Source organism: Pseudoalteromonas sp. NZS11_1 (assembly GCF_015864275.1).
Lineage (GTDB): Bacteria > Pseudomonadota > Gammaproteobacteria > Enterobacterales > Alteromonadaceae > Pseudoalteromonas > Pseudoalteromonas arctica.
Genome location: NZ_JADYXK010000005.1, coordinates 126645 through 149126, shown reverse-complemented (window position 1 = coordinate 149126; position 22482 = coordinate 126645). Strand labels below are relative to the sequence as shown.

General features: G+C 39.4%; 23 protein-coding genes. 11 read left to right on the top strand and 12 right to left on the bottom strand.

Going from position 1 to position 22482, the window contains the following annotated elements; all coding sequences use genetic code 11:
• Nucleotides 1-105 precede the first annotated feature (105 nt).
• Genes I6F44_RS06395 through I6F44_RS06385 form a run of 3 tightly spaced genes read right to left on the bottom strand, consistent with a single transcriptional unit; the run spans nt 106 to nt 2377 of the window.
• Nucleotides 106-441, bottom strand: a complete 336-nt coding sequence (locus tag I6F44_RS06395) for a DUF3325 domain-containing protein (protein WP_007583595.1) — start codon at nt 439-441, stop codon at nt 106-108.
• Entirely contained in the window at nt 438-2039 is a 1602-nt protein-coding gene (locus tag I6F44_RS06390) for a PepSY-associated TM helix domain-containing protein (protein WP_197173462.1), read from the bottom strand. Before I6F44_RS06390 ends, I6F44_RS06395 begins: the two co-directional genes overlap by 4 nt.
• Entirely contained in the window at nt 2036-2377 is a 342-nt protein-coding gene (locus I6F44_RS06385; protein ID WP_007583591.1) for a hypothetical protein, read from the bottom strand. Before I6F44_RS06385 ends, I6F44_RS06390 begins: the two co-directional genes overlap by 4 nt.
• A 232-nt stretch (nt 2378-2609) precedes the next feature.
• Here I6F44_RS06385 and I6F44_RS06380 point away from each other — a divergent pair, with 232 nt between their 5' ends.
• From I6F44_RS06380 to I6F44_RS06370, 3 genes are all read left to right on the top strand, one after another.
• Complete coding sequence (locus I6F44_RS06380; protein ID WP_007583589.1) at nt 2610-2966, top strand: VOC family protein; 357 nt, start codon at nt 2610-2612, stop codon at nt 2964-2966.
• Between the two features lie 150 nt (nt 2967-3116).
• Nucleotides 3117-3698 (top strand): uracil-DNA glycosylase family protein, encoded by a 582-nt coding sequence (locus I6F44_RS06375; RefSeq protein WP_024591552.1) that lies wholly within the window; start codon nt 3117-3119, stop codon nt 3696-3698.
• 257 nt (nt 3699-3955) lie between these two features.
• Complete coding sequence (locus I6F44_RS06370; RefSeq protein WP_024591551.1) at nt 3956-4834, top strand: bile acid:sodium symporter family protein; 879 nt, start codon at nt 3956-3958, stop codon at nt 4832-4834.
• Between the two features lie 319 nt (nt 4835-5153).
• Here I6F44_RS06370 and I6F44_RS06365 read toward each other — a convergent pair whose 3' ends face one another.
• Together I6F44_RS06365 and dgt are read right to left on the bottom strand one after the other, a co-directional pair.
• A complete protein-coding gene (locus I6F44_RS06365) occupies nt 5154-6791 on the bottom strand; it encodes a cell surface protein (protein ID WP_165721969.1) in 1638 nt (545 codons plus the stop codon).
• A gap of 72 nt (nt 6792-6863) precedes the next feature.
• Nucleotides 6864-8330: a dGTPase gene (gene dgt, locus I6F44_RS06360; protein WP_197173461.1), complete on the bottom strand. Its 1467-nt coding sequence runs from the start codon at nt 8328-8330 to the stop codon at nt 6864-6866.
• 162 nt (nt 8331-8492) lie between these two features.
• On the opposite strand from dgt, the gene I6F44_RS06355 reads away from it, so the two are divergent.
• Nucleotides 8493-9713: an alkaline phosphatase family protein gene (locus I6F44_RS06355; RefSeq protein ID WP_197173460.1), complete on the top strand. Its 1221-nt coding sequence runs from the start codon at nt 8493-8495 to the stop codon at nt 9711-9713.
• Nucleotides 9714-9804: 91 nt separating this feature from the next.
• Here I6F44_RS06355 and I6F44_RS06350 read toward each other — a convergent pair whose 3' ends face one another.
• Together I6F44_RS06350 and I6F44_RS06345 are read right to left on the bottom strand one after the other, a co-directional pair.
• Entirely contained in the window at nt 9805-10548 is a 744-nt protein-coding gene (locus I6F44_RS06350) for a zinc-dependent metalloprotease family protein (protein WP_007583576.1), read from the bottom strand.
• A 127-nt stretch (nt 10549-10675) separates the two neighbouring features.
• The gene (locus I6F44_RS06345) at nt 10676-11380 is read right to left on the bottom strand and encodes a hypothetical protein (protein ID WP_007583574.1); all 705 of its coding nucleotides are present in this window, start codon (nt 11378-11380) and stop codon (nt 10676-10678) included.
• Nucleotides 11381-11759: 379 nt separating this feature from the next.
• On the opposite strand from I6F44_RS06345, the gene I6F44_RS06340 reads away from it, so the two are divergent.
• Nucleotides 11760-12917, top strand: coding sequence for a benzoate/H(+) symporter BenE family transporter (locus tag I6F44_RS06340; protein ID WP_197173459.1), 1158 nt, complete (start codon nt 11760-11762; stop codon nt 12915-12917).
• Nucleotides 12918-13054: 137 nt separating this feature from the next.
• Here I6F44_RS06340 and I6F44_RS06335 read toward each other — a convergent pair whose 3' ends face one another.
• From I6F44_RS06335 to I6F44_RS06315, 5 genes are all read right to left on the bottom strand, one after another.
• The gene (locus tag I6F44_RS06335; RefSeq protein WP_007583570.1) at nt 13055-14104 is read right to left on the bottom strand and encodes a DUF2955 domain-containing protein; all 1050 of its coding nucleotides are present in this window, start codon (nt 14102-14104) and stop codon (nt 13055-13057) included.
• Between the two features lie 10 nt (nt 14105-14114).
• Complete coding sequence (locus I6F44_RS06330; RefSeq protein ID WP_121953524.1) at nt 14115-15179, bottom strand: HlyD family secretion protein; 1065 nt, start codon at nt 15177-15179, stop codon at nt 14115-14117.
• Nucleotides 15180-15187: 8 nt separating this feature from the next.
• The gene (locus tag I6F44_RS06325) at nt 15188-15655 is read right to left on the bottom strand and encodes a MarR family transcriptional regulator (protein ID WP_007583567.1); all 468 of its coding nucleotides are present in this window, start codon (nt 15653-15655) and stop codon (nt 15188-15190) included.
• 134 nt (nt 15656-15789) lie between these two features.
• Nucleotides 15790-16674 carry a spermidine synthase gene (locus tag I6F44_RS06320; RefSeq protein WP_197173458.1) on the bottom strand — a complete coding sequence of 295 codons (885 nt, stop codon included), beginning with the start codon at nt 16672-16674 and terminating at the stop codon, nt 15790-15792.
• Entirely contained in the window at nt 16667-17290 is a 624-nt protein-coding gene (locus I6F44_RS06315) for a fused MFS/spermidine synthase (protein ID WP_007583564.1), read from the bottom strand. The genes I6F44_RS06320 and I6F44_RS06315 overlap by 8 nt, the downstream gene beginning before the upstream one ends.
• Before the next feature lie 274 nt (nt 17291-17564).
• Here I6F44_RS06315 and I6F44_RS06310 point away from each other — a divergent pair, with 274 nt between their 5' ends.
• Genes I6F44_RS06310 through I6F44_RS06285 form a run of 6 tightly spaced genes read left to right on the top strand, consistent with a single transcriptional unit; the run spans nt 17565 to nt 22469 of the window.
• Nucleotides 17565-18218, top strand: a complete 654-nt coding sequence (locus I6F44_RS06310) for a thermostable hemolysin (protein ID WP_024592423.1) — start codon at nt 17565-17567, stop codon at nt 18216-18218.
• The gene (locus I6F44_RS06305) at nt 18215-19684 is read left to right on the top strand and encodes an AMP-binding protein (RefSeq protein ID WP_197173457.1); all 1470 of its coding nucleotides are present in this window, start codon (nt 18215-18217) and stop codon (nt 19682-19684) included. Before I6F44_RS06310 ends, I6F44_RS06305 begins: the two co-directional genes overlap by 4 nt.
• Complete coding sequence (locus I6F44_RS06300; RefSeq protein WP_101216030.1) at nt 19677-20366, top strand: TenA family transcriptional regulator; 690 nt, start codon at nt 19677-19679, stop codon at nt 20364-20366. Before I6F44_RS06305 ends, I6F44_RS06300 begins: the two co-directional genes overlap by 8 nt.
• Nucleotides 20363-21133, top strand: coding sequence for an SDR family oxidoreductase (locus tag I6F44_RS06295; RefSeq protein ID WP_121953520.1), 771 nt, complete (start codon nt 20363-20365; stop codon nt 21131-21133). The genes I6F44_RS06300 and I6F44_RS06295 overlap by 4 nt, the downstream gene beginning before the upstream one ends.
• Before the next feature lie 21 nt (nt 21134-21154).
• Nucleotides 21155-21802, top strand: coding sequence for a hypothetical protein (locus I6F44_RS06290; protein ID WP_197173456.1), 648 nt, complete (start codon nt 21155-21157; stop codon nt 21800-21802).
• A 7-nt stretch (nt 21803-21809) separates the two neighbouring features.
• Nucleotides 21810-22469, top strand: a complete 660-nt coding sequence (locus tag I6F44_RS06285) for a response regulator (protein ID WP_197173455.1) — start codon at nt 21810-21812, stop codon at nt 22467-22469.
• Nucleotides 22470-22482: the final 13 nt, after the last annotated feature.

Genomic DNA, 22482 nt, shown 5'->3' with positions numbered 1-22482 from the left:
TATTAGAAACACTGAATATCCCCTATTGTTGGCAAGCTATATAGCTTGCCATTTTTTTTGCCTAATATATGGGAAGATAACGGATCACGTTTTTACTAACTAAGGCTAGTTTAACGCTAAAAACAACCCACTTAGTACAACTAACACGCTATTTAAAACACTAAACCACTTTACGTAGCCTACTAAAAAATTATAAAAAACCATTATAATTAAGACACTTAGGCTCATAAAACCGCAAAATAGTAATGTTCCATATCCACCTTGAGTAACTATACAAAGCACCAAGCTTAGTAAAATACTGATCCAAGCAGCTAATAGCAGCTTTTTACGTTGGGATTCTGTAGGGCGTTTTTTAAATACATCTTTAAAATGATTATACTTAGCCAGCGCAAAACAGTTAAAACTGAGCAGGCATAGGCTAAACCCAAGTAAATCAATCATGGTTTTTGCCTTTTAAGGTTATTAGATTGACTAGGGCTGATTATTTTTGAGTTGTTTTTAGCAGTACGTAATTTTTCGGTTTGTATAAAAAACAATATACTAAATAACAAAAACAGTGCATCAAAAGTAAATAAAGCCCACTGTTTGTGCATCAAATAGCTAATTAGATTACCGTTAGTTGTAAGTGCATTAATAACCGGCACGCTTAAACATGCAACAGCATTTATGGCAGCCATAACTCGCCATTGCAGTGTGTCGCGCTTTATAAGTGCTAAAAGAGCAACCGCTAGCCATGTTAAAAAGAACGCGAGTATTTCTTTATCGGCGCGCTCTGCGGTAGTTTGGCTAAGTAGTCTGTTAGCAATAAAAAATGCACACGTTGCCAGTGGAAGTCCCATAATAGTGGCTAGGTTTAACCCTTCAACTAGTTTTAAACCAAACGAAGGTTTAACGTTATTTTTAGTTCGCTCGCGAATTCGCTTAGCCCACATAATACAGCCAGAGCCAATCATTACACAGCCTGCAATACCGCCTAATACGTATAACCAGCGCAACAACGACGTAGCTAAACGCCCCGTATGCATTGAATTAAGCGACTCGTAAAGCGCTTTGCTGCTAGTTAGCTCGTCATCAGTTTTAGCGACCATTTGCCCTGTAGCACCACTAAATATTAAGCGTGGTGCTTGGTCACGCAGTGTTTTACCTGCGCTTACCAATACGGTAATTGTTGAAGCTGCCATATTTGGTTGGTTAACTTGTACGCGAGTAATATCTGCATGAGGCCACTTAGTATAAACCTGATCCAAAATGCTTTGAATCGGCACCATTGACGATTCGCCTTGGGCTTTATCGGTCATGGTGTTGCGAGGGGTTACATCGTTAAAAAAGCCACGCATGCCGTTATCGTAAGACGTTTGCGCAGGGTAGGGAAACAACATAAATATGAGCGTAATCATGCCCGTGTAAGCAATCATTAAATGAAAAGGCAGGGCAAGCACAGAGCTTAAATTGTGGGCATCTAACCACGTACGACTACCTTTATTACGTCTAAAACTAAACATATCTTTAAAAATACGCTTATGAATAACCACGCCCGATATAATAGCAATTAGCATAAAAAAGCTAGCAAAGCACACAATCCAGCGTGCGGTTATTGCATCCATGTAATGTAAATCATAGTGCAGCCGATAAAAAAAGTTACCACCTTTAGTATCTACAAAGGGTTCAAGCTCTTTCATGGTATTAGGGTTTAACTGTGTGTTTTTAAACTGGTTGCGGCGCTGGCCTGGCTCTTTTGGCTTTGCATAACCATAAATTAAATAAGGAATACGCGGCTCAGGTAATGTAATACGCCAGCTTGATGAGTTAGCTCCATGGTTAGCTAAGTAATCGAACCCTGTAATTATTTGTTGTTTTTGCGCTTCTATACGCTGTATTTGGGCTTGTACATTATGTATGGCAGGTTGATTCCACAGCGTTATTTCGTCTCTAAAAAAGCTAAGTGTTCCTGCAAAAAATATTAAATATAATAACCAACAAACGAGTAACCCTACCCAAGTGTGTAACCAAGTCATCGATCTGAAAAAGCTGTCTTTCATACCCAACCCTTTAGTAATACAAGCAATCCGATAAACGCACCTGTACTTAGTAAAATACTGATCCAAACTTTTCTTAATGATTTAACGCTAAAGGCATAAATAAATACTACGGCATAAATTAAAATGCTGATTGAAACACTAAACAGTACAGCGTCTTGCTTAGCTATTGGCAATACAAAACTTAATAACGCAGTACTTGCAGAGGTAAAGGCATAGCCACCAATTATGGCAATAAAAAAACGTAAAAATACCAAAACTCGATAACTGCTTACGCTTTTTACTATAAGCGCAATTACGTTAACCTTATCGAATGGCGCACTGTGCAAAGGTGCCTGCATAGTTAATTAATCCCTTTATTTAAAGCTGAGGATAAAACAAAGGTGCTATTATATATGTTACAAATACAAAAGATAGCTATTCTCATTTGTAGTCATTAACTTTTAAGTAAATTATGCTTACTTACTTAATTACTTAGTAAAATACTGATCTGTTATTGTTTAATGATATTGCACAGGCTGTATGTAAAGCTTAAGGTTAATAAACTGAGTAAAAATAAAGAGTGAAATAACGATGAGCGATCACGAAAAACTAAATTACGTTGAGTTTCCTGCATGCGACTTACCCGCAACTAAGGCCTTTTTTAGTCATGTATTTAATTGGCAGTTTACTGACTACGGCCCAGAATACACGGCATTTAGTGGGCAGGGGTTAGATGGTGGGATTTTTCAGGCTCCATTAAAATCACTAACTCAGCATGGGGCAGCATTACTTATTTTTTATAGCGACGACATACACGCAACCTTTAAAAAAGTAGAGACATTTGGCGGAGTAATATTAAAACCTATTTTTGAGTTTCCTGGCGGTTGTCGGTTTCACTTTACAGAACCAAGTGGTAACGAATTTGCGGTATGGGCGAAAGAACACTAGGTACTATAAGGGCTGTAGGGCATTTAGGCTTAAAGATCAGGATTTTACTAACTAATCGCCATTTTAGATAAAATAAACCGATTTTTTACCAACTCATTTATCCTAAATGGCCATTTAGGATAAAAATTAAGCATTTAAGGCCAAATAAACATGAATAGTCACCAATTAATAGACCAAGTTAGTAAATGCGTGATCTGTGATCCTCATTTACCTTTAGGGGCTCGACCTGTAATACAATTTAACCCAAACGCACGTATTTTAATCGCGGGCCAAGCACCGGGTATAAAAGTTCACGAAACAGGCGTGCCGTTTAACGATGCAAGCGGAAACCGCCTACGAGAATGGCTTGGGCTAACAAGGGATGAATTTTACGATGCTAATAATATAGCAATTTTACCTATGGGCTTTTGCTACCCGGGTAGGGGTAAGTCGGGTGATTTACCACCGAGAAAAGAATGTGCCCCAGCATGGCGCGAGCAATTATTGGCTGCACTACCAAATATTGAGCTGACAATAGTATTAGGTAAATACGCGCAGGCGTATCATTTACCGGAGACTAAAAAAATGCCACTTACGGAGTTAGTAAAATCGTGGCGTGAGTATTGGCCAAATTATTTAGTGCTTCCACACCCCAGTCCGCGTAATAATATATGGCTTAAAAAGAATCCATGGTTTGAGCAAGATGTACTTCCAGAACTGGGTAAACGCATTGCGACTATTTTAAATAAGTAATACTTCTAGCATTAGGATTTATTGTAAAGGGGCGTTATACCAATCCGCAATAATACTTAATCATTTTACGGGGCTAAACGTGTCGCTACCTGTGTTAAAAAATTCTCATTTAGAACAACTAAATAGCGAATTTTTTGCCTAGCTATCAACACGTTTTTCCATCCTCAAAATAGATCACTTAATTAAGCGAATTGGTATACAGTTAACTTAAAAATTAACACTCCAATTAAAAACAATAACAAACGAGGCTGTCTAATTTGAATGCATCTATATTAACTGAAGTAATACTTCCGCTCGCTCTTGCACTTATTATGTTTGGTATGGGTCTTGGGCTTACAACAAACGATTTTACTCGTCTATTTAAAAGCCCGCTTGCCATTGTTATGGGTTTAATAGGCCAACTTGTAGCAATGCCTTTATTAGCATTAGGGCTGTGTTATTTACTTAACCTACCAACGCCTATCGCTATTGGTTTAATGATATTAGCTGCCTGCCCAGGCGGTACTATGTCAAATGTAGTAAGCCAGCTTGCTAAAGCTAATTTAGCGCTTTCGGTAAGTTTAACCGCTGCCTCTACCGCAATTAGTATAATAACCACACCGTTTATTATTGGCTTTGCTATGAGTCAGTTTGCCCCAGCAGACGATGCTACTTTTTCTATTTTAACTACTTCATTAGGGCTATTTTTTATTACCTTAGTGCCAGTTGCTATAGGCATTTGGTTACGTCACTTTAAAAGTGATTTTGCCATTAAAGCAGAGCCGTTTTTTAGACGCTTCTCGTTGTTTTTTATGCTTATGATGATTGCCGCACTAGTAATAAAAGAGCGCGATTTATTAGTTAGCTCATTTAACGATGTATTTTGGGCGTGCATAGCACTTAATATTGGTTCAATGGTTGTTGGTTGGTTAATTGCTAAGTGTTCAAAATTAAATTTAACTGATTCGCTGACGCTTTCAATTGAGGTTGGAATTCAAAATGCATCGTTAGCTATTTTAATTGCTATTAGCTTTTTGAATAAACCAGAATACGCGGTTACCGGTGGCGTGTATGGACTTGCTATGTTTATAGGGCCACTGCTATTAATTGGCGGGTTAAAGCTTAAAAATAAACGTACCGCTAGGGCTGTTAACTAGGACTTTTAATTAGGGCATGTTGACCAAGTTAGCTTAATTTAAGGCTACGTATAACGTAGCCGTAAACTCCAGTCTAAAAATACCACCTGTTAAATGTATGCTCTGCACCCATCGCGTCAACAAGTTGTAGGCTTACAAAAGACTCTCAAGCTTGAATATTGCACTAGGCGCAGAGCTTGTTTGCGCGAGAGTGAAGCTTCTAATTACTAGGGCGCATTTTAGGATGGGATAAGAGTGTAAGTAATATGGGGTAAAAAAGCAGTTAATTATTTGGTTACTAAAACTGCGCCTCAAATATGAGGCGCTACTTTAAAACTTACTATTTGGTTTGCATGTTTTTAGCGCGTTCTTCTGCATCTATTAATGCTTGTGATTTAGGGGCGCGTTTTTTCTCTTCTATTTTGGGCTTTTCAGCCGAGTCAGGATCCCAGCTTGAGTCTAACGATAAGTTAGCAAATGGATTGTTACTGACCGCTTTTTTAGGCTCAATTACTGGCTCATCAACTAGCGGTGTTGTTTGTGCTTGCTCAGGTATCGCGTCTTCTTTTTTAGGCATCGGCTTTTCACCAGGTAATGGTGCATCTGGGTTAAATGTACGCACCTCTGGTTCTTTAAAGTCTTGCTCGGTTGTATACGTAGTCGATTGAGCGTCAGATATTTGCTCTGGAGCGTGTAAATCTATAACCGGCTCACTCGCTGTTACTGGCTCAGGAGTAGTAATAACCGGCTCTACAGTGTTATGTTCGGCTTCTATTGGCGCAGATTCCGTTACTTGCGCTGTATAGTGCTTACGTTGTTTTTTTACTGGCTTTGCATCTGGGTCAAAGTCGCGTACCTCTGGCTCATTAAAGCTGCTGGCATTTTTAATGCGCTCTAAGGTTGTTTTAGCGGCGGCTTCAAACTCGGCGGTATTAGGTTCAGGTTTTTGTTTTACTTCGTTAAACGTAGCGGTACTTGTTTGCTCTAAAGTATCTGCTGGCTCCATTTGTGCAGACTCAATTTCACTTGTTTGCGATGGAGTAACTACGTTGTTTTGCTCATCTGAGATCTGCGCTGTGTTAGTAGGTTCCACTGACTCTTCATTTGTCGCTACGCTGCTCTCAACTGCTTTATTATTTTGAGTTGCTTCGTTAATGACGACAGGCTCAATCTTTGGCTCTTTTGTTGTTTGTACTGGCTTTGTTTCTTTAATTTCAGGTTTAGCTGGCGTAGCAATTTTTTCTGATTTAACTTCAGGTGGAGCCGCTATAGTCGGTTCTGCCATCGTTTTACTTTGTTTTGCACGGCGCAGGCGCACGACTACTATAGCGCCAATAAGTACCACTATAACAAGTATTAAAGTGGGTAAAAGTAACGAGCTTGGGCTTTGTGCTACAGGTTGCGGCGCAATTACAGGCGCTGGTTTAGTTAACACCGGTGCTGGTTTTACAAGTACAGGATTTTCAGGCGTAGGTTGAACGCTTTGCTCTGGCGTCGCCGGTTTTACTTGCTCTATCACAGCTTCGTTTTTTTGCTCTATAACTACTTGCTCGGGTGCTGCTTTTGTTGGCTCTGCATCAATTACTATTTCGTTACTGTTGGTATTTAGCTGATCGTTTATTTGTTGTTTTTGATCATTAGTTAAATTAAGGGTTTGCTCGTTGATGCTTTCTTTAACAGCTTCTTCAGTAGGTTTAATTACAGGGGCAGGTTCAACAATTTTAGGTTGTGGCTGAGTAATAATAGTCGGCTCAGGCTCTATTATTTGGGGCTTAGGTTGTGCTTGAATTTCTTTTGGCTTATTACAGTTATTTTTGTAATCACGCGCAGCTTTACGATATTTTTGACTCGCTTTATTATTACTATTTTGCTGCATTTCTTGTTTAATTAAAATGCACATAGCTTCGTTGTATGCAGCACTTTGCGCACTATAAAATAAGGCAAAGCAAAGGGTAAATCTAATTAGTTTTGATATCATGAAGTTATGCGCGCTTAAATATTAATAGTTTGATTTTAAGCGCAAAATTAAAAATTATCCAGAGTAATACAACTAATCAATAACCATAAGGCTGCGATATTCATCGTAAGCAAATTGGTCGGTCATACCGCTTATATAATCTTGGATTAATCTACAACGATAATAAAACTCGTATGCCGCAAAGTGATCGGGCTCTTCTTGCATCGCATCTATTGCGTGTTGGTAACTATTTAAGTGCTTTTTAGAGAGCTTTTTAACAAGTCGCGACTCTATTAATAAACGTGAATCGCCATTTAGTGCACGCTTAAAGTCATCCTTGTTTAGTAGCAGTAATGGTTTATAGCAATCGAGCAAACCATTAATTATGCCATACCCTTGTAGCTCTAATTTTTCGACTTCTTTGTTTGAGAATACATGCTCAAGCGCTACCTGCTTTAGTGTTTTAGTTACTGCATGTAGATGGCTTCTATCTTCTAAAAGCGCTTGGTTAAAATCGCCATGATAAATAGGTTCTATATTTTCGATAAAGCGTTTTGCGGCGTGATTTACTAGCGGATGTAGCAATGCAACCCGCAAGTATATAAAAAATTCACTATTAAAATTATAGGGTTGTGCTTGTGCACGCTCTAGTGCGTAGTCTACGGCTTTGTCTACAAAATTTTGATGTTGAGCGTCGTCGATTAACAGATTTATTAATACTTTTTTGTAACTACTTTTAAGTTTTTCGCACAGCAACTCAGTGCTTATTATGTCTTTTTCTACGGCGTCTTCTATGTCGGCTAGGCAATACGAAATGTCGTCGGCGGCTTCCATTATGTAACTTGCAGGATGGCGGCAGTAAGGCTCAATAGTGAGCTCTTTTTGTAGCGCTTCAACAAAGTTTTTTTCGCTGTAGTAGTAACCTACTTTTTTCATTAAATAGTTTTTATTTTGCGGAATGTCTTTTACATCAAGCCCAGCAGGGCGAGTGTATTTTAAAATACCAGCACTTTGGCTGTAGGTTAAATTAAGCGTTTGCAAAGAATGAATTATACGTATGCCTTGGGCGTTGCCCTCAAAGTTACAAATATCAAGCGCAAGGTGTTTAAAAACAACACCTATACCGGTGTTTGGTTCTTTACAGCGATCGGGTGTTACGCTTGCTAGGTTGTTATTAAACCAGTGGTTAATAGCAGCTTCGCCAAAATGCCCAAACGGTGGGTTGCCTATGTCGTGCATTAGGCAGGCCATTTCTACTAGGCTTTCTAGCGGGCGCTCTAGCTCGGTTAAGCCGTAATCTTTTTGTTGCTCGTAGCTTAAATTAGCAAAAATACGTTGCACTATAAAACGACCAACCTGTTGTACCTCAAGCGAGTGGGTAAGGCGAGAGCGTACAGCTGCGTTGCGCTCAAGCGGAAACACTTGTGTTTTTTGCTGCAGCCTGCGAATAGCAGCACTGTTAATAATACGTCCACGGTCGCTTTCTAGCGCCATCTGTAAGTTAGAGGTTGTGCGGTACATTCGTGCTGGCGTTATTTTTTTACTAAAATCTATGGTCATCTTTATACTTGTCCTTTTTACAATTGATGACTGGCATAGTTTTTAGCACATAGTCATTTGTCTTTAATATACAGGGTTTAATCTATCAGTTTGTATCATAAAGTAACAACTTGCTTTAAAATAATTTTTTGAGTAATTGTTGTGCATTTATAGGTGTTTATAATGAAACAGTGGATTTTAAAGGCAGTATCAATTTGCCTAATGTTAGGAATGAACAGCGCATTTGCTGCAAAAGAGCAAACTGTGGTGCTTGTATCAATTGATGGCCTGCGTTGGGATTATATTGAAAAACACGGCGCGCCAAATTTAAAAGCAATGGCCGAGCGCGGTGTTCGCGCACAAAAACTAATACCTGTTTATCCAACTAAAACGTTTCCTAACCATATTTCTATTATTACGGGCTTACGGCCAGTAAACCATGGCATTGTTGATAATAGCTTTTGTGATAAAGCGCGTAAAAACGACTGTTACAGCATGGGCAAAGCATTGGGCGATAGCACATGGGTAAAGGGTATTCCGCTTTGGAATTTAGCCAAAATGCAGGGACTTAAATCGGCTACTTATTTTTGGCCTGAGTCAGATGCATTATTTAACGGCATGACACCAGATTACTTTTATCACTATTCTAAATACAGCGATTACCAAAGCCGTGTTGATCAAATTATTCAGTGGTTAAGTTTACCAAAAGCACAGCGCCCACGTTTTATTGCGAGTTACTTTTCGCTAGTTGATAGCATGGGCCATGAATTTGGGCCAGACGCACCACAAACGCGTGATGCAGTTAAACAGCTTGATGAATTAATGGGGCAATTACAAACTCGCTTAAGTAAATTAGAGCAAGAGGTAAACTTAGTTATTGTGTCGGATCATGGTATGACGAGTATAGATCCAGATAAAAGCATTGATGTAACCACACTGCCTCAAGATGAAAACTTTTTAGTTAAAAATACTGGCCCACGTTTACTTATTTATACCCAACCGGATGCTAAAAACGCTGATATTGAAGGTTACAAAGCGCGTTTACGAGATGCGTCAAACGGTCGTTATACAGTATTAACTGACGAGCAATTAGCAGCGTATCATTACAATAAAGGCACTCGCGTAGGCGATATTGTGGTGCAAACTACAGCGCCAGCGGTATTTACCAATGGTAAAAAACCAACCTATTTAGGGACTCACGGTTATGCATATACCGAGGATATGGCAGCATCATTTATTGCTGTAGGCCCTGCATTTAAACAAGGTGTAAGCCTTAAAGAAGTAAATAATCTTGATATTTACCCAGTACTGGCAAAAGTGATGGGACTTAAATTGTTAAACAAAGTAGACGGCAATGGTAAAACATTAATGCCAGCAATTAAGCAAAAAATCGTTGTGCATTAGCTTAATCTAAAAGAGCGCGTAAGCGCTCTGCAGGGAAGAACATGTTAAAACTTTAAAGTGGGCTATTTAGCCCACTTTTTTATTGGGCAGCTTATTTAAAGTTAGCAATACTTGTTTTTGTAGCAGTAACTGTGCGAATTGCATGCGCTTGGTTTGTAATACCAAATGCAATACCGTTTACGCTCCAGCCAGGGTTAGAGAAGTAATCGTACTGAGTTGCGCTACCGTAAACGTGCGGGTAAGCCATAATACTTGCAAATTCATTTTGTACGCCATGACCCATGCCATCTACATATACACCGCCAGACGTGTCACCTTGTTTGCGTGAATGCGCTAAACCTTGGTTATGACCAAGTTCGTGTACAAATGTAGTTGCACCACAATCAATTGCAGTGATTGAGTACATACGGCTGCTCATTGAGCTGTATAGATTGCCATTAGTGCCTTGGCCAACCCATGCTAAACCGCATGAAATAAGCCCATTGCCAGCACTTTGACCAGTACCTAATACGGCAATCATGTCGGCTTTCCAATCGCTGCGTAAACCATCTACGTAGCTGCTATTTGTAACCGAATCTAACCAATCCTCAGACGGCGTTACTGCATAGTCACCTAGGTTTTGTTTGCCAGCTAAGCGTAGTGTTATATCAACGCCATTTTGGCTATATACCTGATTACTAAAAGCAATTAGTTGATTTATTTTAGTGTCAATATTGCTAGTTGCAGCAGCTGATTGGTCGGTATATAAAATACCGATATCGATTGTTTCTGCTTGTGCAACACTTGCTGCACATAATGCCGCAGCCAGTGCGGTTGTTGTGATTACTTTTTTCATTATTGTATTTCCTTACTCTTGTTGTGGTTGGAACTTGTTTTTAACTTGGTTGAGCTCATAAAAAGCAGACACACTAAAGCTGCCTTATAGTGCGGCTTTAGTTGTTTTTTTATATTTTGATTATTGGTTAGCCATCAATTTTTGGTGCAAATATATCGATGCTTTTATCTGATTTGGGTTTTGGTGCGGTTACATCATGCTCTATGTGGCTTTTATATAAATCGCGTTTTGCTGCAATCCATCCGTACTTACCTTTACTTTCGAATACATAATTGCCAGAAGGCGCAGTAAATTGACCATATACGGCATCTTTACCTACCGTTAAAACGGTATTATGCATGCGACCGTCAACACCCACTATTTTGCCAAATATGCTCTTATCGCCATTTTCAGACTCAACCACATTAGTCACTTCTGCGGTGAATGTTTCGGCTGTTTGCGGAATAGCTAAATCAAAATTTTCGCCAGTTTCTAAAGCCTGTAAAGAATTTAAATCAAACTCAATGTAGGCTTCGTTATGTAAGTCGGTAGGTAAAACTTTTGCGTTTATGAGCACTTGCTTTGCTTTGTCGGATAGGCGATTTACGGCATCAAATTCTTCAAACGGTAAATTGTTGTCAGGGGCAACAATGGGTTTAACGGTAATTGGATCTTTACTCATATCAATAGGTGCAGGGGGATGTGTATTGCGCGTTTTTTGTAAATCAATAGGAACAAAATCAATAGCAACAGGCGCGATAGGTTCGCCCGTTTCATCTGCATTAAAAAATAGCCCATAAACTGCAAATGCCGATAATGGTATAGCAATTAGTAAGACGACAGATCTCTTCATTTGTTTCTCTTTTAGTGTTTTTGGTTAACTGTTTGTTACGTTTTATATTATTAAATGGATTAGATCAAGATAATAAATGTAATCGAAAAGAATTAATTCTAAATTTCATAATTCCTTATAAAATATAAGGATATTTATTTTTGGTATGTTTTTCACTCTTTTTAGTATTGGTTTTTTGTAGGGTTTATGCGGCTTTTGGCGCGTTTGTGGGTACTTGTTTGTTTAGTTAAATACAATGGTTAAAAGTGACTTTTTGACGTTAATTACAATGAAAAATAAAAAGTGAATTTTTTTCACTCTTTGTAAACTAATCGCTAATTGCAATGCATTTATCGGGCACGTATGTTGTGTGCTGCATAAATGGCATTACGAGGGATTTATGAAGGTGTCTGATCAGTTGCTTAACCGAATTACAGCAGGACTTGTGGCTGTAATTATTGGTTTTTCGAGCTCTATTGCATTGATTTATCAGGTAGTGATAACCCTTGGAGGCACGCCCGATTTAGTAGCTAGTTGGATTTTAATGCTTGGTTTAGTGATGGGCACAACGTCAATAGGTTTGTCGTACTATTACAAAGTGCCTGTTTTAATTGCGTGGTCTACCACGGGGGCTGCATTACTGATTTCAAGTGCACAAGGGTATAACTTAAACGAGGCTATTGGTGCGTTCATACTCAGTGCATTGCTCGTTTTTTTGTCGGGGGTGACGGGCTGGTTTGAAAAAATAATGAACCGTATTCCAAGTGAGCTTGCATGCGCCATGTTGGCCGGCGTACTTGTTACCTTTTGTATTGATGTTTTTAATTTTATGAACGACATGCCTTTAGTGATTGGCTTAATGGTTGTTATGTACTTTATTGGTAAACGCTTTTTTGCCCGCTTTGCTATGTTAAGTGTGCTTATTATAGGTGTACTACTCGCTTGGCAAATGGGCCATATTGATACCAGCGCACTGCACTGGAAAATGAGCGAATTTGCTTATATTGAACCCGTTTTTCACTTGCAAGCATGCATTAGCATAGGTTTACCACTTTATATAGTTACCATGACCTCGCAAAATTTACCGGGTATTGCTGTTTTAAAAGCGCATAAATATAAAGCGCCTATATCTGCATCTCTTAATGTGACTGGTTTTGTAAATATGCTTACCGCCCCGTTTGGAGCTTATTCTATTAATTTAGCCGCTATTACTGCTGCTATTTGTATGAGTGATGAAGCGGATGAAAATCATGATAAACGTTATTGGGCGAGTATAGCGGCGGGCGCATTTTATATTTTAATGGCGCTGTGCGCGGCCACATTAGTCGGGTTGGTGGCAAGTTTACCGCAGGCACTTATTTTAGCTTTGGCAGGCATTGCGCTATTTGGCACCATTGCTAATAGTTTGCAGCAAGCCCTTAGTCGCACTAAATATACGGAGGCCGCAATTGTTACTTTTTTAGTAACAGCATCTAACTTAACATTGCTATCAGTGGGGTCTGCTTTTTGGGGAATTATAGCGGGTGTGCTTACGCTCCTTATCACCCAAAAAGACTAAAAGCTTTATTGTGTACAAAGAGCCGTTGGTGAGTATTTAAAACAAAATTATAGTTTATTTATATCATTAAAATAGCTTAACTAAGCTTATAAAAAAGGCTGCAATTGCAGCCTTTAGTTTTATAAAACAAGATTTACCTAATCAAAAGTATGATGGCGAGTTACACTAAACCGATTAAGTATATGGTGCATAATATACACAACGCACAGACTTAATATTATAGCCACCGATACCGAGCTAAACCGGTACATTGCGCTATAAACAAGATCTTGGCCTGGCCCGAGTGAGTTCCCAAATAAAATACCAAACGTAGTCAGCACACCAAAACCAATACCAGGTATGCCTCCGCCTAAAATATGAAAACGCGCAAAAAGAAACGAAAGTATCCATAAAATAGCCATCGGAAAAAGTAAAAAATCAGAGTGACTATACAAAAATAGTTGCGATAGTAACGCTGCATTACACCCTATAAGCGTTCCAATTGCTCGCTGCCAACCAGCCATACCTGCGGCTTTCCAGCACAATGAAAACAAAATAAGCACAGATGCTGCCTGCGCAGATATTGAGTCTTGTAAATCAAGAACCTGAAAAACCACAAAAGAGAGCGTAGCCACGGTTGAGCATAACAATACCTCATGGCGAATACTTTCTTTTGCTTTAGCTGGCATTACTCGCCCGGGCCTTGCGGTTACATCAGGAAATAGGCCATGCATTAATGCTCCAATAACAACGGTTAAAAATATAGCCAAACCATTAGTTAAAATTAACGGATAAATACTACTTCCTTCATCAACATAGCTCGAAAAATGTAGCTGAATAGAAAGGCTTATCACGCCTAAAGCGCCAAATAAAAAGGCACTACCGCTACTCATTTGGTAAAATAAAAAGCAAAAAACACCAAACACTAATAATGTCATAACTACTGGTAAGTGAGAAAACAATCCCTGCATTATCAGCACTATAAGCGCGCTAAATGCAGCAGATGCTATAAATTGATTTATGAGCCCACGACTTAACGTAGGTACCATGCCCAATATCAACATAGGATAAACGGTAAAAAAAATACCATTAGGCCAGTTCATTAATTTACTAATAGTAAAGCCAAGGGTGCATCCACCTGCAATGCGTAGTGCTTGGCGAAGGCCATTAGAGTCTAATTGTGGGCCTTGGCTAACAATTTGAGTCATAAAGCCTCCATTAATAAATGTAGTGTAACCAGCTAATAAATCTAATTTGTGCAGAGCCAAACCATTGCCCAATTGTCGATTCGGGTAATAATTGTACTGTTGCACGTGACCCGCTTGGCATGTTCGCTATTAAGTCTTGATGATTTACGAGCTTTAAATGAATACGTTGACGCTGTGCATCGCGTACCCAACGATTGCTAGTTTCTGTTGTACTTAGTAAACCATTTGCACTAAGTTGACCGTTGCTAACACCTGCTTCAAATGTTTCTAGTATTGCGTCGTAAACTTCACCTGGGCGGCTATCAAATACTACGCGCGCTTGAGTGCCTTGCTTCATATTTGAGAGTGACTTTTCTCTAAAGTCGGCAACTAAGTCGGCTTTTTTAGCGACAATAGCTAATAATGGGCTACCTGCAACTGCGTATGCGCCGTCTAATAATTGTAAGTTAGCAACTACGCCGTCACTTAGTGCACGTACTTGCGTGTAGGATAAATTTAACTCAGCCTGCGCTAACTGGTTAGCTGCATGACGCATAGCTAAGTTTTTATTACCTGAGTCACCTCTAGCTAAAACTGCTTCAGCTAACTGCGCTTCTAGAGCCGCAACATTTGCTTTACTGGCTTCAAAATTAGCACGAATGCTTTCAAGCTCTTGCTCCGATATAGACTTTTGAGTATAGAGTTTTTCGCCTCTGCTTTTTAATAGCTTTTGCTCATGCTGCTTAGCATTTGCAGCACTAATTTGTGCTTCAAGGGCTTTTACATTGGTATCAAGACGCTTGTTTTGTAATTTGGCATCATCAAGCGCGAGTTGAGCTTGCTCTTTGGCTAAATTATATGGGCCTTCATCGATACTAAATAATATATCGCCCGCTTTAACTGGTTGGTTATTATTAACTTGCACACTAGTGACTCGGCCACTAATTTGCGGTGATATTTGCACAACAGGGTGGTATACACGTGCCTGTGGTGTCACAGGCAAAACCATATCGGCCACTAAATAGTAAATAAATACTAATATAAACCCTATGAGAGAGAACCTTACATAGCGTGCAAACTTTTGATCCGGTGTCATTTTTAGCCTTACTTATTAACTTGAATACATTTAAGGGCGTTTTGCTCTATTTTGATCAAACCAAATGCAATGGCATCTAGCTGCTCAACAGATAAACCGCTGTATAACTGATTTTTTATATCGGAAATGGTCTCTTGCAATGAATGTAAAATGGCATCACTTTGCTCAGTAAAATAGAGTCTTTTACTGCGCTTATCATGTTTGTCTACACGGCGAACGATTAACGATTGCTCCTCTAATTGCTTAAGCGTACGAGTCAGTGAAGGCATTTCTATCCCCAAGCTATTAGCAAGTTCAAGTTGTGTTAGTCCCTCACCACGCATATTTATATGCATTAGTGCAGTCCAGCGCGACTGAGTAAGCCCCAAAGGCTCAACAGCAATGGTTACTGCTTCGCGGCATAAGCGATGAACTCGGCCCATATTACCGATAACTGTTAAATCGAGCGTCTCGTGAAAAGGTTTTTGTGTAGGCATAGCCATCCCAACATAGTTAGCAAGCTAACTATTTTATCATTACTTAGCAAGCTAAGTAAATATGTGTAAGTGCGGGAAGTGGCAAAATATTTGCTAAACCTCACCTGTATAAAAATGGTGAGGTTTAGGGAGTTTTAAAAGTTAAGTAAATTAGCTGGGGAGTATTGATCGGTAAGTACTTTTGTATCTGCAGGCCAATCTTGGCCGTCTTTAGTAAAGTGCATAAGTTGGCTAATCGCTTTTATATCTACACCGTATTTTACTAATTTAGAGGCGAGAGCATTAACACGCGTGTTAATTTGCGCTTCGCTCGGTATTGATTTAAGTCCCGCTAAAATAATACGGTTGCTGCGATTTTCGCGGCTTACATTTATAAAGTCGCCAAATACAGCGTGGTAAGTTGCCGACTCATGCTCATAAAGTTTACTACTTGAAAACGTATTTGCGGCAATAACGCCACCATCGGCTAATACGCTTTGTACTTCTTCAAAAAACTCTTTAGTGAGCAAATGCTCCGGAATATAGTCACCGTTAAACGCATCCAAAATAATCCAATCGTACTTTTTCTTTTTAATAGCGGCGCGCTTTATAAAAATACGGCCATCTTGCACGCTTGATGTCACTAAGTCGTTTTCTATAAAGTTAAAGTAATCGCGTGCAACTTTAGTTACTGCAGGATCTATTTCAACATTATGAATATTTGCAGTGGGGTATAGCTCATGAATAACGTTAGAAAGCGTACCGCCACCTAATCCTATAATAAGTACACTTTTAGGGTTGTCGGTTACTAAAAGGCTCGCAAACGTCAATTTTGTGTAATTAAAAACAAGTTTGTCGGGGTTGCTTTTATACATGCAACTTTGGCTTGTTTGGCTACTTTTAGTATTAAATTTAAGGCAACGTAAGTCGCTTGTTTCTTCAACAATAATATTGCGATAAAGCGAGCGTTCTTCATGAATAACGTTACTAAACGCAGAACCTGACAACACAATTAATGGCAGTAGCAAATATTTAAGCATGAGCAAGCCCCTTATTATTAACCAAGGTATTAATAACAATCGCGACTAAACCCAGTGCCCCAAGTGTTAAAGCAAAGGCGCTAATAATTGTATTTACGTCAAACGCGAGCACAAAGTAAAACGAGGTAATTATAGTACCCAGGGCACTGCCAAGCGTACTTACAAAGTATAAACGCCCAGCCACTTGGCCGCTTTTATCGCTATCTGTTACCAGTAAGCGCACAGAGTAGGGCGAGATCATGCCTAAAATAACGGTAGGTATAAAAAATAAAGCAGTTGACGCTAAGAGTGAGCCGTAGCGGCTATCTTCAATATGGGTAAATATAAATTCCATTATAGGCTGCGAAAATAATGTAATAGGCACAACCATAATGCTGGCAATTAAAAATATTAAACCATATTTGGTAAGGGATGCATTTTTAGTGCTGAGTTTACCACCAAGTAAATACCCAAAAGATAAACTAAGCATAAACACAGTAATTATACTGCCCCAAATATGCACGCTACTGCCAAAAAAGGGGGCAAGAATTCTCCCACCTAAAAGCTCAATGCCCATTATGCAAAAGCCGCTGCAAAAAGCTAAAAAGTAAATTAACGCGTTTGTTTTTATGCTCATGTAATTATCGTTATGTAACTTAAGTAGAACACTATACTAACGTGATGCATACAAAGCTGCTAGGGCCTATTGACCTAAGTTTAATTTAAAAAAGAAGTTTTGTTATAGCAATTTGTTAGTTAGTTGAATTCTGATCTATTTAGCTTGCCTAGGCCCTCGCGATTTAACACTTAAGACGCTTTTTCATTTAAATTAATTTTTTCTTAAGTTTTCTTTAAGTTTCACTCGTTAAGTTTAAACCCTGAAATATAAACAGGTTTAAATGAGCGAGCTTATGCAATTAGCCCACACTTCTACATCATTAGATTTAACACAAAATAACAGTCAGTTTATTAGTGCTCGTATTGATGATGTGCATCGAAAAAATCTCGAAAACACAGTGAAAGAAGGTTTTTTAGTTGCGTATAACGCTAAGCTTACTTCTTTTATGCCACTACTTTGCCAATACGTTACCGAGCAAGGAAAGTGCACGTTAGGGCTAAGGCAAGCAACTTCGCCATTGTTTATTGAGCAATATTTAGCATCCCCCGTTGAAGATTTTTTAGATGAGAGCATTTCTCGCAATAAGATTTTTGAACTTGGTAATCTCTGCTCTACAAACCGAAGAGCAACACTTGCACATTTTATTATTGTTAACGAAGCTCTGCAAAGTGTGGGGGCAAAACATTTAGTGTTTTGTGCAACCAACAAAGTGCGTGCTTTATTGCGCTTACTTGGTGTTACGTGTACCGAAATTGCACTTGCGAGCAGTTTTGTAGTTGAGAACCCATTAAAGTGGGGCAGCTATTACGCCAACCAACCAACAGTATGCATTGTGAGCCTAGAGCAAGCTCACCAACAAGTATTAAATACCCCAATGCTTTATAGTTTGATGCAGCAAAACCACTCAAGTATTAATTCTTTGGTAAATGCATTGGTGAATGTATGAATTACTATAATACACATTCAATATCGCCATTAATTATTGCCCATAATAAAGAGCAAACACTTGAAATTAACGGTGGTGAGTTTAACCAGCAAATACAAAAAGTAGTAAAAATACTACAAAGCTTTAACGGCAAATGTGTCGCTTATAAGCTCGATAATACGCCAGCTTGGCTTGTTATTGATGCCGCTACTGCAGTTTCTAACAAAGTGGCTGTGCCAATTGCTCACTTTTTTAGTGAACAACAAACTCAATATGTACTAGCTCAATGCGGCGCTAATTTACTTATTTGCGACACGCTAAACCCTTTACTTGGGGAGCCGACTGCATCGATTACTTTATTTGAGTTTTACACATTATATATTTACGAAATCGTTGTAGCTAAACCCGTCAGTTATTTTCCAGAAACTCAAAAAGTAACGTTTACATCAGGATCGACTGGGCAACCAAAAGGCGTGTGTTTATCTGCAAATAGCCAAATGCAGGTAGCTCAATCTCTGTGCGATAAGATTAATATTAAAAAGCCTGTTCATTTATGTTTATTGCCGCTTGCTGTATTGCTTGAAAATATAGCCGGTGTGTATGCCCCCTTAAAAAGTGGCGGTACAGTGCATTTAATGCCGTTAAATGAATTAGGCTTTGTTGGAACTGTATTAAAACAACCCGCACAGCTTATAGCTGCTATTGATAAAGTTAAGCCAAATACGCTTATTTTAGTGCCTGAACTATTAGCATGCTTAGTTGCTTTTGCAGAAGATGGGTGGCAACCGCCTAGTTCGTTACAGTTTATTGCAGTAGGTGGTGCGCTTGTCAGCGAAATGCTATTAACCAAAGCGCGTAGCTTAAATTTACCGGTATACCAAGGTTATGGGCTTTCTGAGGCGGCATCTGTAGTTAGTTTAAATACGCCCACAAACGATAACCTTCACAGTGCAGGCTCTGTGTTACCTCATATTCAAACCAAAATTGAAAATGGCCAGCTTTTTATAAAAGGCGATTTGTTTTTAGGTTACTTAAATCATCAACCTCACGACAAACACCAGTGGTATGCAACCGGTGATCTAGTCGAGCAGCATCAAAATACCTTATTTATTAAAGGCCGCCTAAAAAACCTAATTATTACCAGCATGGGGCGCAATATCAGTGCCGAGTGGCCTGAATCACTATTACTAAGTCAAAGCGGAATTTTACAAGCGGTTGTGTTTGGTGAAGGTCGACCTTTTTTAACCGCCATTATTTATGCCGATTCAAAGCTATGTAACCCCGTGTTAGCTCAATACATTAACGCAATTAATAAACAACTACCCGACTATTCACGAATTCAAAAATGGCATCGTTTAACTGCCCCATTAAGTGTGCAACAAGGATTATTAACCACAAATAATCGCCCAAAACGAGATGCCATAAGTAAGCAGTACCATGCTGTGTTTGAGCAATTTTACCGACTTGGAGAAGTAATTAATGAGTGATTTTTTTAACACCCTCAAAGAGCAAACTAAACAAGAGCAAAACTATCTGCTTGCAGCGCCTATTATTCAGCGTGTTTTTAAAGGCGAAGCATCACTTGAAGAATACGCCTCGTTTTTAGCGCAAGCGTATCACCATGTTAAGCACACTGTGCCATTAATGATGTCGGTTGGTGCGCGATTAACCGACGATCAAGAGTGGCTGCGCGAAGCGGTCGCAGAATACATTGAAGAAGAGATAGGTCATCAAGAGTGGGTACTTAATGATATTGCAGCCTGTGGTTTTGACAAAGAAACAGTACGGTGTAGTCAGCCGCAATTTGCTACCGAAATGATGGTGTCGTATGCGTACGACTCCATTACACGTAAAAATCCATTGAGCTTTTTTGGCATGGTGCATGTGCTTGAAGGCACTTCTATAGCGCTTGCTGATGGCGCAGCTTCAAATATTGCAAATGCTGTGGGCTTACCTAAAAAAGCATTTAGTTATTTAACCTCTCACGGCGCACTTGATATAGAGCATGTAAAGTTTTTTGAAAACCTAATGAACCAAATAACAGATGAGGCGGATCAACAAGCCATACTCCATGGTGCAAAGCGCTTTTATCGTTTATACGGCGATATATTTCGTGGGCTCGATGACGAACCGTTTTTTAAAGCAAGTGCACAAGGCAAATTGGCATGAGTAGCTCTTTATGTGTGCTCACTGGCGCAACAGGCGGAATAGGGCAAGCGATTGCTAAAGCCCTATATGCAAAAGGGTGGAAGTTACTGCTTGTAGGGCGAAATACGCAAGCCCTTGAGGAGCTCAGTAGTGCATGCCCAGACAGTGAAATATTTACGGGCGATTTAACCGACGATACAACACGCATTAACTTAGCAATAAAAGCCAAGCAACTCGGTGGCGTTAAGTTACTTATTAACAATGCTGGTATAAATACAATGCAAAGCTTAGAGCACACAAGTTCTGAGCAAATAGACAATATGCTCGTTACTAATTTGTCGGTGCCTATTAAATTATGCCAGCTATTTTTAGGGCAGTTACACTATACCAAAGGCACCATTGTTAACGTGGGCTCATCGTTTGGCAGCATTGGTTACCCGTTTCAAACACTTTATTGCGCCAGTAAATTTGGTTTACGTGGTTTTACAGAAGCGTTATCACGTGAGTTGAATGGTTCAGGCGTTAAAGTGACCTATTTAGCGCCTAGAGCAACAGATACATCTATTAATAGCAGTAAAGCGCGGGCAATGAATAAAGAGCTCGGTAATAAAATGGACTCGCCAGAATTAGTTGCTCAAGAGTTATTAGCACTTATAAATTCGAATCAAACAAGGCGTTTTATTGGTTTTCCTGAAAAATTATTTGCACGCATAAATGGCGCATTCCCAAGCGTTGTTGATAACGCTATTGCAAAACAACTTCCTAAAATTAAACGTTTTTTAAGTTAACAAACACACAAGGGCAAAATTATGTATAAATTTATACTCGCATTTTATTTAGTACTAACAACTGTATTTGCAACCGCAGTACATGCAGATGAAACACAAGACTTAACCTCTATTCAACAAAAGTGGGCAACTGCTAATTACGAACTTGAAGACGATGCGCAAATAGACGCGTTTACGCAACTGAGTGAGCAAAGCGCGTTGTTTGTTAAAAACTACCCAAACTCGGCGCAAGCACATATTTGGAATGGGATTGTCTTAGCCAGCTTTGCAGGTGCAAAAGGGGGCTTGGGTGCACTTGGTTTAGCAAAAGAGGCAAAAAAGTCACTCGAAAATGCACTCTCAATTGATGGCACTGCACTAAATGGCTCAGCTTACGCAAGCCTTGCAACGCTTTACAGTAAAGTACCTGGTTGGCCAATTGGATTTGGTGATGACAACAAAGCTGAAAAATTATTTAAACAAGCGCTCGCTTTTAATCTCGAAGGCATTGATACTAATTACTTATACGGTGAATACTTGTATGACGAAGGCGATTATAAACAAGCTAAAGCACGACTACTTGTAGCACAAGCCGCGGGCATTCGTGATACTCGTGCAAAAGCAGATGAATATCGCCAACAAGCAATAAGCCAGCTATTGGTAAAAGTAGATAAAAAACTAAAAAGATAAACACATAATGCATTTATTACTCGTTGAGGACGATCATTTAGTGGCGCAAGGACTTATTCGCTCTTTGCGTCAAGAGGGCTACAGCGTAGAGCATAGTGGCACAGTAAAACACGCCTTAGAGTGCATTTCTAGTGGTGAAATTGAGCTTGTTATTCTCGATTTAGGATTACCTGATGGCGACGGCTCGCAAGTTTTAAAGCATATTAAAGCGCAAAAAAAAGTTATTCCGGTGGTTATTTTAACTGCTCGCGGCAGTATTGATGACAAAGTCCAAGGGCTTGACATGGGCGCTGACGATTACCTTGCAAAGCCTTTTGATCCTGCTGAGTTATTTGCTCGACTACGTGTAGCAAGTCGACGTGTTAATCAAACTCAATCTAGTTTGTTACAATACGGAGAAGTCGTAATAGACAGCTCAGCGCATACGGTGACAGTTAGTGGGAAATCACTTACATTGCCGCGTAAAGAATACATGCTTTTAAAAGCGCTGATGGAAAATCAGGGAAGGGTGCAATCAAAACAACAACTCGAAAACAAACTTTACCAATGGGGTGAAGAAGTTGGCTCTAATGCCATAGAGGTGCATATTCATCATCTTCGTAAAAAATTCCCTAGCGATTTTATTAAAACCTTACGTGGCATTGGTTACGTGGTTGGTAAGCGTTAGGGTGTGTTTATCT